Annotated in this window: 12 protein-coding genes and 2 tRNA genes; 3 read left to right on the top strand and 11 right to left on the bottom strand. The window is 69.4% G+C overall.

Going from position 1 to position 13,080, the window contains the following annotated elements:
• Positions 1-275: 275 nt before the first annotated feature.
• The 5 genes from clpX to IEY86_RS02000 all read right to left on the bottom strand — a co-directional run bounded on the left by clpX (position 276) and on the right by IEY86_RS02000 (position 5,264).
• Entirely contained in the window at positions 276-1,562 is a 1,287-nt protein-coding gene (gene clpX, locus IEY86_RS01980; RefSeq protein ID WP_189129660.1) for an ATP-dependent Clp protease ATP-binding subunit ClpX, read from the bottom strand.
• Between the two features lie 145 nt (positions 1,563-1,707).
• Positions 1,708-2,367, bottom strand: a complete 660-nt coding sequence (locus IEY86_RS01985) for an ATP-dependent Clp protease proteolytic subunit (RefSeq protein ID WP_189129661.1) — start codon at positions 2,365-2,367, stop codon at positions 1,708-1,710.
• 69 nt (positions 2,368-2,436) lie between these two features.
• Positions 2,437-3,039 carry an ATP-dependent Clp protease proteolytic subunit gene (locus IEY86_RS01990; protein ID WP_189129662.1) on the bottom strand — a complete coding sequence of 201 codons (603 nt, stop codon included), beginning with the start codon at positions 3,037-3,039 and terminating at the stop codon, positions 2,437-2,439.
• 333 nt (positions 3,040-3,372) lie between these two features.
• On the bottom strand, positions 3,373-4,821 hold the full coding sequence (tig, locus tag IEY86_RS01995) for a trigger factor (protein WP_189129663.1): 1,449 nt from the start codon (positions 4,819-4,821) through the stop codon (positions 3,373-3,375).
• A 366-nt stretch (positions 4,822-5,187) separates the two neighbouring features.
• Positions 5,188-5,264 (bottom strand) — tRNA-Pro (locus tag IEY86_RS02000).
• 132 nt (positions 5,265-5,396) lie between these two features.
• Here IEY86_RS02000 and IEY86_RS02005 point away from each other — a divergent pair.
• A tRNA-Gly gene (locus tag IEY86_RS02005) sits at positions 5,397-5,470 on the top strand.
• A gap of 89 nt (positions 5,471-5,559) precedes the next feature.
• On the opposite strand, the gene IEY86_RS02010 is transcribed toward IEY86_RS02005, so the two are convergent.
• The 3 genes from IEY86_RS02010 to IEY86_RS02020 all read right to left on the bottom strand — a co-directional run bounded on the left by IEY86_RS02010 (position 5,560) and on the right by IEY86_RS02020 (position 7,681).
• Positions 5,560-5,754, bottom strand: coding sequence for a hypothetical protein (locus IEY86_RS02010; protein ID WP_189129664.1), 195 nt, complete (start codon positions 5,752-5,754; stop codon positions 5,560-5,562).
• Positions 5,755-5,922: 168 nt separating this feature from the next.
• Positions 5,923-6,342, bottom strand: coding sequence for an ATP-binding protein (locus IEY86_RS02015; RefSeq protein WP_189129665.1), 420 nt, complete (start codon positions 6,340-6,342; stop codon positions 5,923-5,925).
• Between the two features lie 181 nt (positions 6,343-6,523).
• Positions 6,524-7,681, bottom strand: coding sequence for a PP2C family protein-serine/threonine phosphatase (locus IEY86_RS02020; protein WP_189129666.1), 1,158 nt, complete (start codon positions 7,679-7,681; stop codon positions 6,524-6,526).
• 175 nt (positions 7,682-7,856) lie between these two features.
• Between IEY86_RS02020 and IEY86_RS02025 the strand changes: the two genes are divergently transcribed.
• Positions 7,857-9,125, top strand: a complete 1,269-nt coding sequence (locus IEY86_RS02025; RefSeq protein ID WP_229698079.1) for a GNAT family N-acetyltransferase — start codon at positions 7,857-7,859, stop codon at positions 9,123-9,125.
• A 136-nt stretch (positions 9,126-9,261) separates the two neighbouring features.
• On the opposite strand, the gene IEY86_RS02030 is transcribed toward IEY86_RS02025, so the two are convergent.
• On the bottom strand, positions 9,262-10,077 hold the full coding sequence (locus IEY86_RS02030) for an Fpg/Nei family DNA glycosylase (RefSeq protein ID WP_189129667.1): 816 nt from the start codon (positions 10,075-10,077) through the stop codon (positions 9,262-9,264).
• A 48-nt stretch (positions 10,078-10,125) separates the two neighbouring features.
• Positions 10,126-10,611, bottom strand: a complete 486-nt coding sequence (locus IEY86_RS02035; RefSeq protein ID WP_189129668.1) for a ribose-5-phosphate isomerase — start codon at positions 10,609-10,611, stop codon at positions 10,126-10,128.
• 152 nt (positions 10,612-10,763) lie between these two features.
• Here IEY86_RS02035 and IEY86_RS02040 point away from each other — a divergent pair, with 152 nt between their 5' ends.
• The gene (locus IEY86_RS02040; RefSeq protein ID WP_189129669.1) at positions 10,764-12,218 is read left to right on the top strand and encodes an amino acid permease; all 1,455 of its coding nucleotides are present in this window, start codon (positions 10,764-10,766) and stop codon (positions 12,216-12,218) included.
• Between the two features lie 97 nt (positions 12,219-12,315).
• Here IEY86_RS02040 and IEY86_RS02045 read toward each other — a convergent pair whose 3' ends face one another.
• Entirely contained in the window at positions 12,316-12,963 is a 648-nt protein-coding gene (locus tag IEY86_RS02045) for a mycothiol-dependent nitroreductase Rv2466c family protein (protein ID WP_265803533.1), read from the bottom strand.
• Positions 12,964-13,080 lie beyond the last annotated feature (117 nt).

Here is a 13,080-nt window from a genome sequence, read left to right on the forward strand (position 1 = left end):
CCGGGGCGCCGCGGGGGGCGTGCGTACGTCCGTGGCCGCGCCCGACCGGGTAGCGGCCGGTCCCTCTGTGTAGTCACGGGCTCCCGGGGGCACGCAGGGGCACCGGAAGCGCGCGGAAGGCGAGCACGCTCAAATCAGAGAACGCTGAACGCAGAGAACGCAGAAATCAGCGAACGCAGAGAACGCTGAAGTCGGAGAACGGGGCCCGCACCGGTGGTCCGGTACGGGCCCTGCCGCGGTCGTGTGCGGCCCTGCCGCAGCGAACTCCCGGCCGCTCAGGCGCTCTTCTCGTGCCGCTCGCCCTTGTTGATGCTGCGGGGCTCGCGCGGGACCAGGGTGGGATTGACGTTGGAGAGGACGACGTCCTCGGTGACGACGACGCGGGCCACGTCCTTGCGGGAGGGCACCTCGTACATCACCGACATCAGCACCTCCTCCATGATCGCGCGAAGACCTCGGGCGCCGGTGCCGCGCAGGATCGCCTGGTCGGCGATGGCCTCCAGCGCCGTGCGGTCGAACTCGAGCTGCACTCCGTCGAGTTCGAAGAGGCGCTGGTACTGCTTCACCAGCGCGTTGCGAGGCTCGACGAGGATCTGGAGGAGCGCCTCGCGGTCGAGGTTGTGCACGCTCGTGATGACCGGAAGACGGCCGATGAACTCCGGGATCATCCCGAACTTCACCAGGTCCTCCGGCATGACCTCGGAGAACATGTCGGCGGCGTCGATCTCGTGCTTCGACAGGATCGTGGCGCCGAAGCCGATGCCCTTCTTGCCCGCGCGCGCCTCGATGATCTTCTCCAGACCGGCGAAGGCACCGCCCACGATGAACAGCACGTTCGTCGTGTCGATCTGGATGAACTCCTGGTGCGGGTGCTTGCGACCGCCCTGCGGGGGAACGGAGGCGGTCGTGCCCTCGAGGATCTTCAGCAGCGCCTGCTGCACGCCCTCGCCGGAGACGTCACGCGTGATCGACGGGTTCTCGCTCTTGCGGGCGACCTTGTCGATCTCGTCGATGTAGATGATGCCCGTCTCGGCCTTCTTGACGTCGTAGTCGGCCGCCTGGATGAGCTTGAGCAGGATGTTCTCGACGTCCTCGCCGACGTACCCGGCCTCGGTGAGGGCGGTGGCGTCCGCGATGGCGAACGGGACGTTGAGCATCCGGGCCAGGGTCTGGGCCAGCAGCGTCTTGCCGGAGCCGGTGGGGCCGAGCAGGAGGATGTTGGACTTGGCGAGCTCGATGCCGTCGTCGCGGTTGCCGGCGTTCTCGCCCGCCTGGACCCGCTTGTAGTGGTTGTACACCGCTACGGACAGGGCCTTCTTCGCGGACTCCTGCCCCACCACGTAGCCCTCGAGGAACTCGTAGATCTCCCGGGGCTTGGGCAGGTCCTCCCAGCGCACCTCGGAGGTCTCGGCGAGCTCCTCCTCGATGATCTCGTTGCACAGGTCGATGCACTCGTCGCAGATGTACACCCCAGGACCTGCAATGAGCTTCTTGACTTGCTTCTGGCTCTTACCGCAGAACGAGCACTTGAGCAGATCGCCGCCATCACCGATGCGTGCCACGGGGTGCTTCTCCTTCGCGTCGGTCCCTGGTTTCCGCGAGACCTGGTGCTTGATATCCGACCGTACCCTGACTGGCCCGGTGAATGGCCCCCCTTGGGCCGACTTCCTCTGTGCCGGCTCCATCGGCCCAAGGGTGACGCATGTGTCAGGCGACCGTGGAGCTGCTCTTGCGGGTGGAGACGATCTGGTCCACCAGACCGTACTCCAGGGCCTCCTCGGCGGTGAGGATCTTGTCGCGCTCGATGTCCTCGCGCACCACCGCGATGTCCTTGTTCGAATGCTTGGCCAGCATCTCCTCGAGCTGCTCGCGCATCCGCAGGATCTCCTTGGCCTGGATCTCCAGGTCGGACACCTGCGCACGCCCGGTCTCGCTGTAGGGCTGGTGAATCAGGATACGGGCGTTGGGCAGTGCCATCCGCTTGCCGGGGGTACCGGCGGCGAGAAGCACCGCCGCGGCGGACGCCGCCTGGCCCATGCACACGGTCTGGATGTCCGGCTTCACGAACTGCATCGTGTCGTAGATCGCGGTGAGCGCGGTGAACGAGCCGCCGGGGCTGTTGATGTAGATCGAGATGTCGCGGTCGGGGTCCATGGACTCCAGGCAGAGCAGCTGGGCCATGACGTCGTTCGCGGAGGCGTCGTCGATCTGCACGCCGAGGAAGATCACGCGCTCTTCGAAGAGCTTCGCGTACGGGTCGTACTCGCGGATGCCCTGCGAGGTGCGCTCGACGAAGCGCGGGACGACGTAGCGGCCCTCGGGGCGCATGCCCTCGTACAGGGAGCTCGGCTGGTTCGGGTTGATCATCGGTGGTTCACCGTCCTGATGGTGAGCGGGCTGGGAGCGGGTGGGTTGGGATGCGGGAGCCTTGCCGGCTCACGCACCTGTGCCGCCCCCGCCGGGAACGCCTGCGGCGGAGTGCATGACCTCGTCGATCAGGCCGTAGGACCTGGCCTCCTCCGCCGAGAACCACCGGTCGCGGTCGGAGTCGCGGGTGATCTGCTCGACGGACTGCCCGCTGTGCTGGGCGATGAGCTCGGCCATGCGGTTCTTGGTGTGCAGAAGCTGCTCCGCCTGGATGCGGATGTCGCTCGCCGAGCCGCCCAGACCGGCCGACGGCTGGTGCATCAGGATGCGGGCGTTGGGGAGCGCGAAGCGCTTGCCCTTGGCTCCCGCGGTCAGCAGGAACTGGCCCATGGAGGCCGCCAGGCCCATTCCGATCGTCACCACGTCGTTCTTGATGTACTGCATGGTGTCGTAGACGGCCATGCCGGCGGTCACGGAGCCGCCCGGGGAATTGATGTAAAGGAAGATGTCCTTGTCCGGGTCCGCGGCCAGGAGAAGCATCTGGGCGGTGATCCGGTTGGCGATGTCGTCGTCGACCGGCTGGCCGAGGAAGATGATGCGCTCGTTGAGCAGTCGGTTGTAGACCTGGTCGCCAAGCCCGCCGATGTTCGGCTCAGTGCTGGCAGTGGGCATCGGGCGCGGAGTCGTCAACTAATCCACCTGCTCGATCTCGGACGGCGGCAGGCCGTCTCAGCGTCTTTATCGAAGGGCCTCGAAGGGCGCGTAGTGCGCGCATGGACTTCGATGCCCTCGTACAAAGGACCCTAACGCGCGGGTCCTGCACTGCCATCCCCCACGCTGAACTGTTCGCTGTGAGCGCAGGGTCCCCGGACAGCGCGGCGGGCCCGGACAGGGCACCTCCCGCCCATCGGGGGGGGTGGGAGGGTCCGTCCGGGCCCGCCGCGCTCAGGCTCCTGCGGTTCGGCGTCCGTACATGGGGCTACCGGCCGCTCGAGGACCGCTGGATCAGGCCTCGTCCGCCTTGCCCTCGGCGTCCTCGGCCTTGTCCTGGACCGTCTCGCCGGCCTTCTCCTCGGCGGCGGGCCCGGTGCCCTCGGAGTCGGCCCGCACGGTCTCGCCGGTCTCGCCGGTCTCGTCCTCGTCGTCCTCGTCGAGGTCGATCTCGACACCGTTGGTGTCGACGACCTTGGCGGACTCGACAACGGTGGCCAGCGCCTTACCGCGGGCGACCTCGCCCACCAGCATCGGGACCTGGCCGCCCTCGACGACCGCCTGCGCGAACTGGTCGGGGCTCATCCCGGAGCCGGCGGCGCGGCGCATGAGGTGCTCGGTGAGCTCCTCCTGGTTGACCGAGAGCTGCTCCTTGGCCACGAGCTCGTCGAGGACGAACTGGGTCTTGATGCCCTTCTTCGCCTGCTCCTCGACCTCGGCGTCGAACTCCTCGCGGCTCTTCTCCTGGATCTTCAGGTAGCCGTCGAGGTCCAGACCCATCTGGCCGAGCTGGTGGTGCTCCAGGTTGTGCTTGCGGGTGTTGATCTCGTCCTCGAGGAGCTTCTCGGGGAGCGGGACGTCCACCAGCTCCAGGAGGGCCTCGAGGACCTTCTCCTGGGCTTGCGTGGCCTGGTCGTACTTCTTCGTCCGCTCGAGGCGCTTGCGGCTGTCGGCGCGCAGCTCCTCGATGGTGTCGAACTCACTCGCGAGCTGGGCGAAGTCGTCGTCGAGCTCGGGCAGCTCCTTGGCCTGGACTGCGGTGATGTCGACCTTGACCTCGGCGGTCTTGCCGGCGGCGGAGCCGCCCTTGAGCTCGGAGGAGAAGGTGGCGGAGCCGCCGGCCTCCAGGCCGGTGACGGCCTCGTCGATGCCGTCGAGCAGCTGGCCGCTGCCGATGGTGTAGGTGACGCCCTTGGCGACACCGTCCTCGAGGACCTCGCCGTCGACCTGGGCCTCGAGGTCCAGCACGACGACGTCACCGTCGGCGGCGGCGCGCTCGACGGTGTTGACGGAGGCGAAGCGCTCACGCAGCTGGTCGATGCTCTCGTCGACGTCCGCGTCGGTGACCTCGACGGGGTCGACGGTGACCTCGATGCCGTCATAGGCCGGCAGCTCGATGGCCGGGCGGACGTCCACCTCGGCGGTGAACTTCAGCTGCTCGCCGTCGTTGAACTCGGTGATGTCGATGTCGGGCTGGCCGAGGACGTTGATCTCACCCTCGTTGACCGCGTCCGTGTAGAACTTCGGCAGGGCCTCGTTCACGGCCTCTTCGAGGACCGCGCCACGGCCGAACCGCTGGTCGATGATCCGGGCGGGGATCTTGCCCCTGCGGAAGCCCGGCACCGAAACCTGCTGGTTGATCTTCTTGTACGCCGCGTCGAGGCTGGGCTTGAGCTCCTCGAAGGGCACCTCGACAGTGAGCCGAACCCGGGTCGGGTTCAGGGTCTCCACGGCGCTCTTCACGGTTGGGTCTCCTTGGGGCTGACATTGGGGGTCTAGATGGACGGGTGAGGTCACCCGTTGAACGCGCCAACAGCCGGTACGGACGTCCGCTGCGATGGAGCAGCCGTGTACCGGTCGCCGACGAGACTCATGGCCGGGCTTGCGTCCGAGCTCGCGTCCGAAGCTTGCGTCCGAAGCCCTGCGTCGCCCCGCATATACAGGCGCGTCTTGCATAGTACCGGTACGGCGGTGAGGGGTGGCGCCCGCTGTCACATCGGCCGCACTGGTCACGTGGGCACCGGGGCCCCGGACGGCCGTACCGCTTCCCTACCTATTGAAGAGGGCGTGAAGAAGCCCCGCCACTGGAGGGCGGGGCCGGCGCTCGACTGGTCGGGGTGGCCGGATTTGAACCGACGACCTTCCGCTCCCAAAGCGGACGCGCTACCAACCTGCGCCACACCCCGTCGGGACGACACGTAGCGTACATGCCGCAGGGGGCGCTGGTCCGCCGATATCGAAGGCTGTCCGACGTGTCCCGTCGCGCCGGGAAAGGCGTGTGCCAAGGACCCGGAAGATGTGCAACAATCTTGGCCGTTGCGGGCGTAGCTCAATGGTAGAGCCCCAGTCTTCCAAACTGGCTACGCGGGTTCGATTCCCGTCGCCCGCTCCATGGGACAGGCCCGGCGCCGCGGATCCTCGCGGGCCGGGCCTGTCGGCGTTCCCGGGTCGCCGTTGCGGGTCGCCCCTCCGAGGGCCGGGTCAGAAGTTTATGTCCGCGATCGTCTTGGCGAGCGAGTCCAGGAAATTCTGGATCTCGTCCGCGGCCCCCGTCGAGGCCAGGAAGAAGCCGAAGAGAACGGCGACGACCGCCGGTCCCGCCTTCAGGGATCCCCCGCGCATGAGGACCACCAGGACGATGGCTAGCAGGAGCACCACGGAGACGGAGATGGCCACACGGATCACTTCCTCGATGGATACGTCTCGCCCGTTTCGGGGTCGTTGACGTCGCCGACCGGATGATCGCCGACATCGGGCCCCGTGCACATCGTGCCATCCCGACGCACCGGGGTGGACCCACCGTCCGCACAATCGACACGCACGGCAGCGGCGCGGGGGACTTGGTCAGCAGGCCAGTTGACACCAGACCACCTTCCCGGCGGCGGTGGGGCGCACTCCCCAACTGCCGCTCAGCGTCTGCACCAGGAACAGCCCGCGCCCGCCGGTCGCCGTCAACTCCGGCGGATGGTGGCGTGGTTGTGCCGTCAGCGGGCGGCCGACGTCGCGCACCTCGATGCGCAGCCACCGCCCGCGCCTGACCACTACGACCGTGAACGCGCCCCTGGGACGGCTGTCCGCGTGCTCGACGGCGTTCCCTGCCAGCTCGGTGACCAGCAGCGCCGCGCGGTCGGCGGTGTCCGCGAGGATCCCGTGCGCGCGCAGGTGGTCGAGGACGGCGTGGCGGCAGCGAGGTACCGAGGACGCCGCCGACGGATACGTCCAGGACCTTGCCCAGTCCCCGGCCGGTGTGATCTGCGGGCTCAACTGTTGCCCCTTGCAATCGGGTTCGCGCGCCGGGCGCGTACTGAACACTCGGGGTAATCGTGCCACCACGGTGCGTGATGACAGGTATTTCCGGCCGTTATCGGGCTCGAACGTGAATGCGCAGGGTCAGTCCCGGAGCGTCCGGTGATCGGATGCCCCCTTCCCGGTCGGCCGGGAGGGCTCAGTCGCGGCAGATCAGCAGCAGGGCCCGGTCGTCGTTGACGTCCTTGGCCACCGCTTCGATGAGCCGCCACGCGGCTCCCTTGAAGCCGCGGGTGATGAATCTCTCCGCCTCCCCGACGAGTCGGTCCATCCCCTCGGTCAGGTCCCGGTCGGGGGCCTCCACGAGCCCGTCGGTGAAGAGCATCAGCACATCGCCGGAGCGCAGTGTGCCGCGCACGCCCTCGAACTTCGCCCCCTCGTAGACGCCCAGCAAGGGGCCCTCGGCGGCCTTCTCCTCCCACCGCCCGGCCCCCGAGACCAGGTGCATGCCCGGCAGGTGCCCGGCGGAGAGCAGTTCGTACTCCCCGGTGTCCAGGTCGAGGACGAGGTGGACGGAGGTGGCGAAGCCCTCCTGCCACTCCTGGCGCAGCAGATGGCCGTTGGCGGCGGGCAGGAACTCGTGCGGCGGCAGGGAGCCCAGGAGCCCGCCGAAGGCGCCGGAGAGCATCAGGGCCCGCGAGCCCGCGTCCATGCCCTTGCCGGAGACGTCGGTGAGCACGGCTTCCAGCACCCGCCCGCCCGAGGTGCGGGAGGCGACGACGAAGTCCCCGGAGAACGACTGCCCGCCGGCCGGGCGCAGCGCCATCTCGGCGTGCCAGCCGGGCGGCAGCGCCGGGATCTTGCTCTGGACGCGCAGCCGCTCGCGCAGGTCGAACAGCATGGTCCCGCCGCGCCGCCAGGGCACTCCCACACGGCTGCGGAACTGGGCGAGCAGGAGCCCGGCGCAGGCGACCGCCCCGACGACGAGGATGCTTCCGGGCCCCATCTCCGGCCGGTCGTTGCGCACCGCTTCGTCCTGCCAGGGGCCGAGATAGGCGGAGTCCACGACGAGGGCGGCCGTGGCGCCCGCGTAGAGCAGGACGAGGCTGGAGGGCCGCAGCAGCAGCCCGCCGAGCAGGACGGGCACGACGAGGGCGCTGGGAGGGCACCACATGGGAGAGGCGACGGTGCACAGTGTGAGCAACGGCACGAGCAGGAGGAGGGCCGCGAAGGCGATCCAGTCGGAGCCGTCGCCCCGGAAGTAGTCCACGGCGGAGCGGCGCAGCGTACGGCGGACCCGGTACAGCGCCCTGCGCGCCCGGGTCCTGGGGCTCTCCGCCGCCGCTTCGCCTGCCATGGAGGGCGACCCTATCCACCTCGGGCCCCGGTCCGCACGGGGTGCCTTCGCGCACACGTCGATTCACGACCCGCTGTGAGCAGCGCCGTTCGCCTCCGATCGCACTCGGACACACTCATGGTGGCTCGGTGTAAATGCGGTCGCAGGCCGCAGGCATCCCTGGTAGGGAGGAAAGATGACACTTGAGGTGACGGACGGCGTTTCCGGTGTACCCGCGGGCCTGAGCATGCGCGTGCTCGAACCGGAGGGCTGGGACGCCTTCTACGACGCGCTGGAGCGGGCCTTCGGCGGTGGTGCGGAATCTGCCGAGGAGCGCGAGGTCTGGCGGTCCGTGAGCAATTGTGACCGGTTCATAGGCGTCTATGACGGAAACGATGTCGTGGGGACCGCGGGTGTGTTCTCTTTCCGGCTCACCGTGCCCGGCGGGGAGTCGGTGCGGGCCGGCGGGGTCACCATGGTCAGCGTGCAGCCCACGCACCGCAGGCGCGGGGTGCTCCGCTCGATGATGCGGCGCCAGCTCGACGACATCCGTGCGGCCGGTGAGCCCCTGGCCATGCTGACCGCCTCCGAACCGCCGATCTACGGGCGGTTCGGCTACGGGAACGCGTCGGACCAGCTCAGCGCCACGATCGACACCGGCAGGGTGCGGCTGGCCCTGCCGGAGGGCACCGACCGGGTGCGGCTGCGGATCGCGGAGCCGGTGGAGGTACGTGGGGAATGCGAGCGGATCTACGCCGCCCGGGTGCCGTCGCGGCCGGGGATGCTGGCCCGGCAGCCCGGGTGGGAGGCGGTCCCCATCCTCGATCCCCCGTCGGGACGCGAGGGGGCCAGTCCATTGCTGTGCGTAACGGCGGAGCTGGACGGCAAGTTGTCCGGATACGCGCGGTACTCGGTGAAGTCGCGGTGGGACAGCGCGGGCCCCAACGGCTCGGTGGTGCTCCGGGACCTCGAGGCCCTGGACCCGGTCTCCGGCGCGGCGCTGTGGGACTTCCTGTTCGGTATCGACCTGACCTCGACGCTGGTCGTGCGCAACCGGCCCTCGGACGACCCGCTGCTGCACCTGGTCTCCGACATCCGCCGCTGCCGGGTGGCGATCCGGGACTCCTGCTACATCCGCCTGGTCGATGTGGGGCGTGCGCTGGCGGCTCGTACGTACACGGCTCCGGTGGACGTCGTCCTCGATGTGGCGGACTCCTTCTGCCCGTGGAACGAGGGGCGGTGGCGGCTGTCCGGCGATGCCAAGGGAGCGGCCTGCGAGCCCTCGAAGGAGCCCGCGGATCTCGCGCTGTCGGTGCGGGAGTTGGCCTCGGTGTACCTCGGCGGTGTGCCGCTGACGGCGCTGGCGGGCGCCGGCCGGGTACGGGAGTTGAGACAGGGTGCGCTGGCGGAGGCCTCCGCGGCCTTCCGCGGGCTCGCGGAGCCCTGGCTGCCGCACGGCTTCTAGGCCGCTACGGCACACGGGAGTCGAGGGGCCCGCCTGCTCGGTTCTTCGGGCGGGTCGGTCGTCCGGCAGGTCGGTTCTTCGGGCAGGTCGGTCTTCCGGCGGGCAGGTCTTCCGGCAAGCCGGACGTTCCGGCAGGTCAGTTCTTCTGGCAGGCGGGGCACCAGAAGAGGTTGCGCGCGGCGAGTTCCTCCCGGCGCACCTCGGTGCCGCACACCAGGCAGGCCGCGCCCGCCCGGCGGTAGACGTAGACCTCGCCGCCGTGGTCGTCGACGCGCGGGGGGCGGCCCATCGCCTCCGGGGTGTGCTCGGGGCGCACGGTGTCGATGCGGTTGTTCCGCACGCCCTCCTTCATCAGGCCGACCAGATCGGCCCAGATCGCCTCCCACTCCTCACGGTCGAGGTCCCGCCCGGCCCGGGTGGGGTCGATGCCGTTGCGGAAGAGGACCTCGGCCCGGTAGACGTTCCCGACCCCGGCGACGACCTTCTGGTCCATGAGGAGGGCGGCCACGCTCGTACGGCTGAGCCGTATCCGCCCCCAGGCCTTCTCCCCGTCGTCGCTGTCGCGCAGCGGGTCGCAGCCGAGGCGGGCGTGGAGGGCGTCCTTGCCCTCCTGGGTGATGAGCTCGCAGGCGGTCGGGCCGCGCAGGTCCGCGTAGGCGTCGTCGTGCGCCAGGCGCAGACGGACGGCGCCGACCGGCGCGGGTGCCGTTCCCTCACCGAAGCCGAACTTCCCGTAGAGGCCGAGGTGGATGTGCACCCAGTCGGCGCCGGGAGTGTCGAAGCCGAGGAAGAGGTGCTTGCCGTGGGCGTCCACACCGTCGAGGACCCGGCCGTCCAGCGCTCTGGCCCCGGCGTCGAAGCGGCCCTGGGGGCTGGAGGCGCGCACGGGCCGACCGCCGAACACCGCGAGGTGGTCGGCTGCCAGGCGGTGGATCGTGTGCCCCTCAGGCATGGGTTTCCTCGGACATCGGTCCCCTCGATGCGTCCGCGCCCCAACCCTTCAGGCCTGGGGGTGCGACTCGGGCAGCGGCGGCAGCTCGCCGGTGGTCTCGTAGCGTGTGAGCATCTCGATGCGGCGGGTGTGCCGCTGCTCACCGGAGTAGGGGGTGGCGAGGAAGACCTCGACGAAGCGGGTGGCCTCTTCCCGCGTGTGCATCCGGGCACCGACGCTGACCACGTTGGCGTTGTTGTGCTCACGCCCGAGGGCGGCGGTCTCCTCGCTCCACGCGAGGGCAGCGCGGACACCCTTGACCTTGTTGGCGGCGATGGCCTCGCCATTGCCGGAGCCACCGATCACGATGCCCAGCGACTCGGGGTCCGCGGCGGTGCGCTCGGCGGCCCGCAGGCAGAACGGCGGGTAGTCGTCGAGGGCGTCGTAGACGAGGGGACCGCAGTCGACGGGCTCATGGCCATTGCTGGTCAGCCACGCGACGAGGTGGTTCTTGAGTTCGAGGCCGGCATGGTCGGAGCCGAGGTACACGCGCATGCCCCAGAGTGTGCCATGGGCCACCGAGAGTGCTGTGCGCGGGCTCGGCCGGGCGCCGCGTTGAGGCTTACTTGAGCGTAGAGCAACGAAACGGACTCATTCATTCGGGGCGTCGTTCCGTTCCCGCGCGGGCTCGGGTTTGATCCGTTTCCATGAGTGCACACCCCTCCCCTCAGTTGACCAAGGACGCCGCCCCGGGCACCCCACCGGGCGGAGAACCGGGTCTCAAGGCCGGTCTCAAGAACCGGCACCTGTCCATGATCGCCATCGGCGGAGTGATCGGCGCCGGCCTGTTCGTCGGCTCCGGCGCGGGGATCAAGGCCGCGGGCCCCGGCATCCTCATCTCCTACGCGCTGGCCGGTGTGCTGGTCGTCCTGGTCATGCGGATGCTGGGCGAGATGGCCGCCGCCAACCCCACCAGCGGTTCCTTCTCGGCCTACGCCGACCGTGCGCTCGGCCGCTGGGCGGGCTTCACCATCGGATGGCTCTACTGGTTCTTCTGGGTGGTCGTCCTGGCGGTCGAGGCGACCGCGGGCGCGGCGATCCTCACGGACTGGATCCCGGCCGTGCCGCAGTGGGCGTTCGCGCTGATCGTGATGGCCCTGCTCACCGCGACCAACCTGTCCTCCGTCGGCTCCTACGGTGAGTTCGAGTTCTGGTTCGCCGGAATCAAGGTCGTGGCTATCGCCGCCTTCATCGTGATCGGCGGCCTCGCGGTCTTCGGTGTGCTCCCCGGTACCGACGCGGTGGGCACCTCCAACCTGCTCGACCACGGCGGCTTCCTGCCCAACGGCTTCGGCGCCGTCCTGTCCGGCATGCTGCTCGTGGTCTTCGCCTTCATGGGCAGCGAGATCGTCACCCTGGCCGCCGGTGAGTCCGAGGACCCGGAGAAGGCGGTCAGCAAGGCGACCAACAGCGTGATCTGGCGGATCGGCGTCTTCTACCTGGGCTCGATCCTGCTCGTCGTGACCCTGCTGCCGTGGGACTCCAGCGCGGTGCTCAAGAGCCCGTACGTGGCGGTGCTCGACACCGTCGGCATCCCGCACGCCGGCCAGGTGATGGACGTGATCGTGCTCACGGCTGTCCTGTCGTGCCTGAACTCCGGCCTCTACACCGCCTCCAGAATGGCGTTCTCGCTCGGACAGCGCGGTGACGCGCCCAGGGCGTTCGCCAAGGTGAACAGCCGTGGGGTGCCCGCGGTGGCGATCCTGTCGTCCGTCGTGTTCGGCTTCATCGCGGTGATCTTCAACTACACCTCGCCCGACAAGGTGTTCAGCTTCCTGCTCAACTCCTCCGGCGCGGTCGCGCTCTTCGTCTGGCTGGTGATCTGCCTGTCCCAGCTGCGGATGCGGCGGATCATCGAGCGGGAGACCCCCGAGCGGCTGACCGTGAAGATGTGGCTCTTCCCGTACCTGACCTGGGCGACGATCGGCATGATCGCCTTTGTCATCGGCTACATGTTCACCGACGCCGACGGGCGCAAGCAGATGATCCTCTCGGTGCTGGTCGGTGCGCTGGTCCTCGCCGTCGCACTGGTCAAACAGCGCCGGGACGCCGCCGCGAAGCTCTCGTCGGACAAGGCCGCCGTGGACACGACCTCCGCCTGAAGTCCCCGGAACTGCGGAGTGCCGGCCCCGCCCAAGGGAGCGGCCCCGCACGGCGGTACCGTGCGGGGCCGCTTCGAGGAGGAGCCAGAGGCGGTCGTCAGTCGAAGACAGGCGGCGAGGTGCGCGTGCGCTTGATCTCGTAGAAGCCCGGTATCGAGGCGACCAGCAGGGTCCCGTCCCACAGCTTCGCCGCCTCGTCGCCCTTGGGCGCCGGGGTGACCACGGGCCCGAAGAACGCCACCCGCTCGCCGTTCGCACCGTCCACGGCGATGACCGGCGTGCCGACCTCCTGGCCGACCAGGTCGATGCCCTCGGCGTGCGAGCGGCGCAGCTCGGTGTCGTACTCGTCGGTGTCGGCGGCGTCCGCCAGCTCCGCGGGCAGCCCGGTCTCCTCCAGCGCGGCCAGGATGGTCTCGCGGGTCTGCGGCTGCTGTTGGTTGTGGAAGCGCGTGCCCAGGGCGGTGTACAGCTTGCCCACCACCTCGTTGCCGAACTTGCGCTCGGCGGCCGTCACCACGCGCACCGGCCCCCAGGCCGTCGTCCGCATCATCTCCTGGTACCTCTCGGGGAGCTGGTCGAGCTTGTTCTCGTTCAGCACCGCCAGGCTCATGACGTGCCAGCGCACGGACACGGGACGGACCTTCTCGACCTCGAGCATCCACCGCGAGGTCATCCAGGCCCACGGGCACAGCGGGTCGAACCAGAAGTCGGCGGTCTTGGTCTGCTCGTCGGCGCTGCCGCTCACGGCCACTCCTTGTGCGTCTACCGATGGTCGCCGGACAGCTGTCCGGCCCTGCCGGGGCAACGCTCACCCGGGTGCGGCGCATTCCCCGGCGCGACGCCGACGGCGGAAGATGTCAGC

This window comes from Wenjunlia tyrosinilytica, from assembly GCF_014646055.1.
Lineage (GTDB): Bacteria > Actinomycetota > Actinomycetes > Streptomycetales > Streptomycetaceae > Wenjunlia > Wenjunlia tyrosinilytica.

What these genes read in the sequence shown, in the direction of transcription:
- IEY86_RS02035 (WP_189129668.1), bottom strand. Translation starts at nt 10,611, where the DNA reads ATGCGCGTGTACCTCGGCTCCGACCATGCCGGCCTCGAACTCAAGAAC.
- IEY86_RS01985 (WP_189129661.1), bottom strand. Translation starts at nt 2,367, where the DNA reads ATGATCAACCCGAACCAGCCGAGCTCCCTGTACGAGGGCATGCGCCCC.
- IEY86_RS02030 (WP_189129667.1), bottom strand. Translation starts at nt 10,077, where the DNA reads ATGCCTGAGGGGCACACGATCCACCGCCTGGCAGCCGACCACCTCGCG.
- IEY86_RS02040 (WP_189129669.1), top strand. Translation starts at nt 10,764, where the DNA reads ATGAGTGCACACCCCTCCCCTCAGTTGACCAAGGACGCCGCCCCGGGC.
- IEY86_RS01990 (WP_189129662.1), bottom strand. Translation starts at nt 3,039, where the DNA reads ATGCCCACTGCCAGCACTGAGCCGAACATCGGCGGGCTTGGCGACCAG.
- IEY86_RS02025 (WP_229698079.1), top strand. Translation starts at nt 7,857, where the DNA reads ATGACACTTGAGGTGACGGACGGCGTTTCCGGTGTACCCGCGGGCCTG.
- IEY86_RS02020 (WP_189129666.1), bottom strand. Translation starts at nt 7,681, where the DNA reads ATGGCAGGCGAAGCGGCGGCGGAGAGCCCCAGGACCCGGGCGCGCAGG.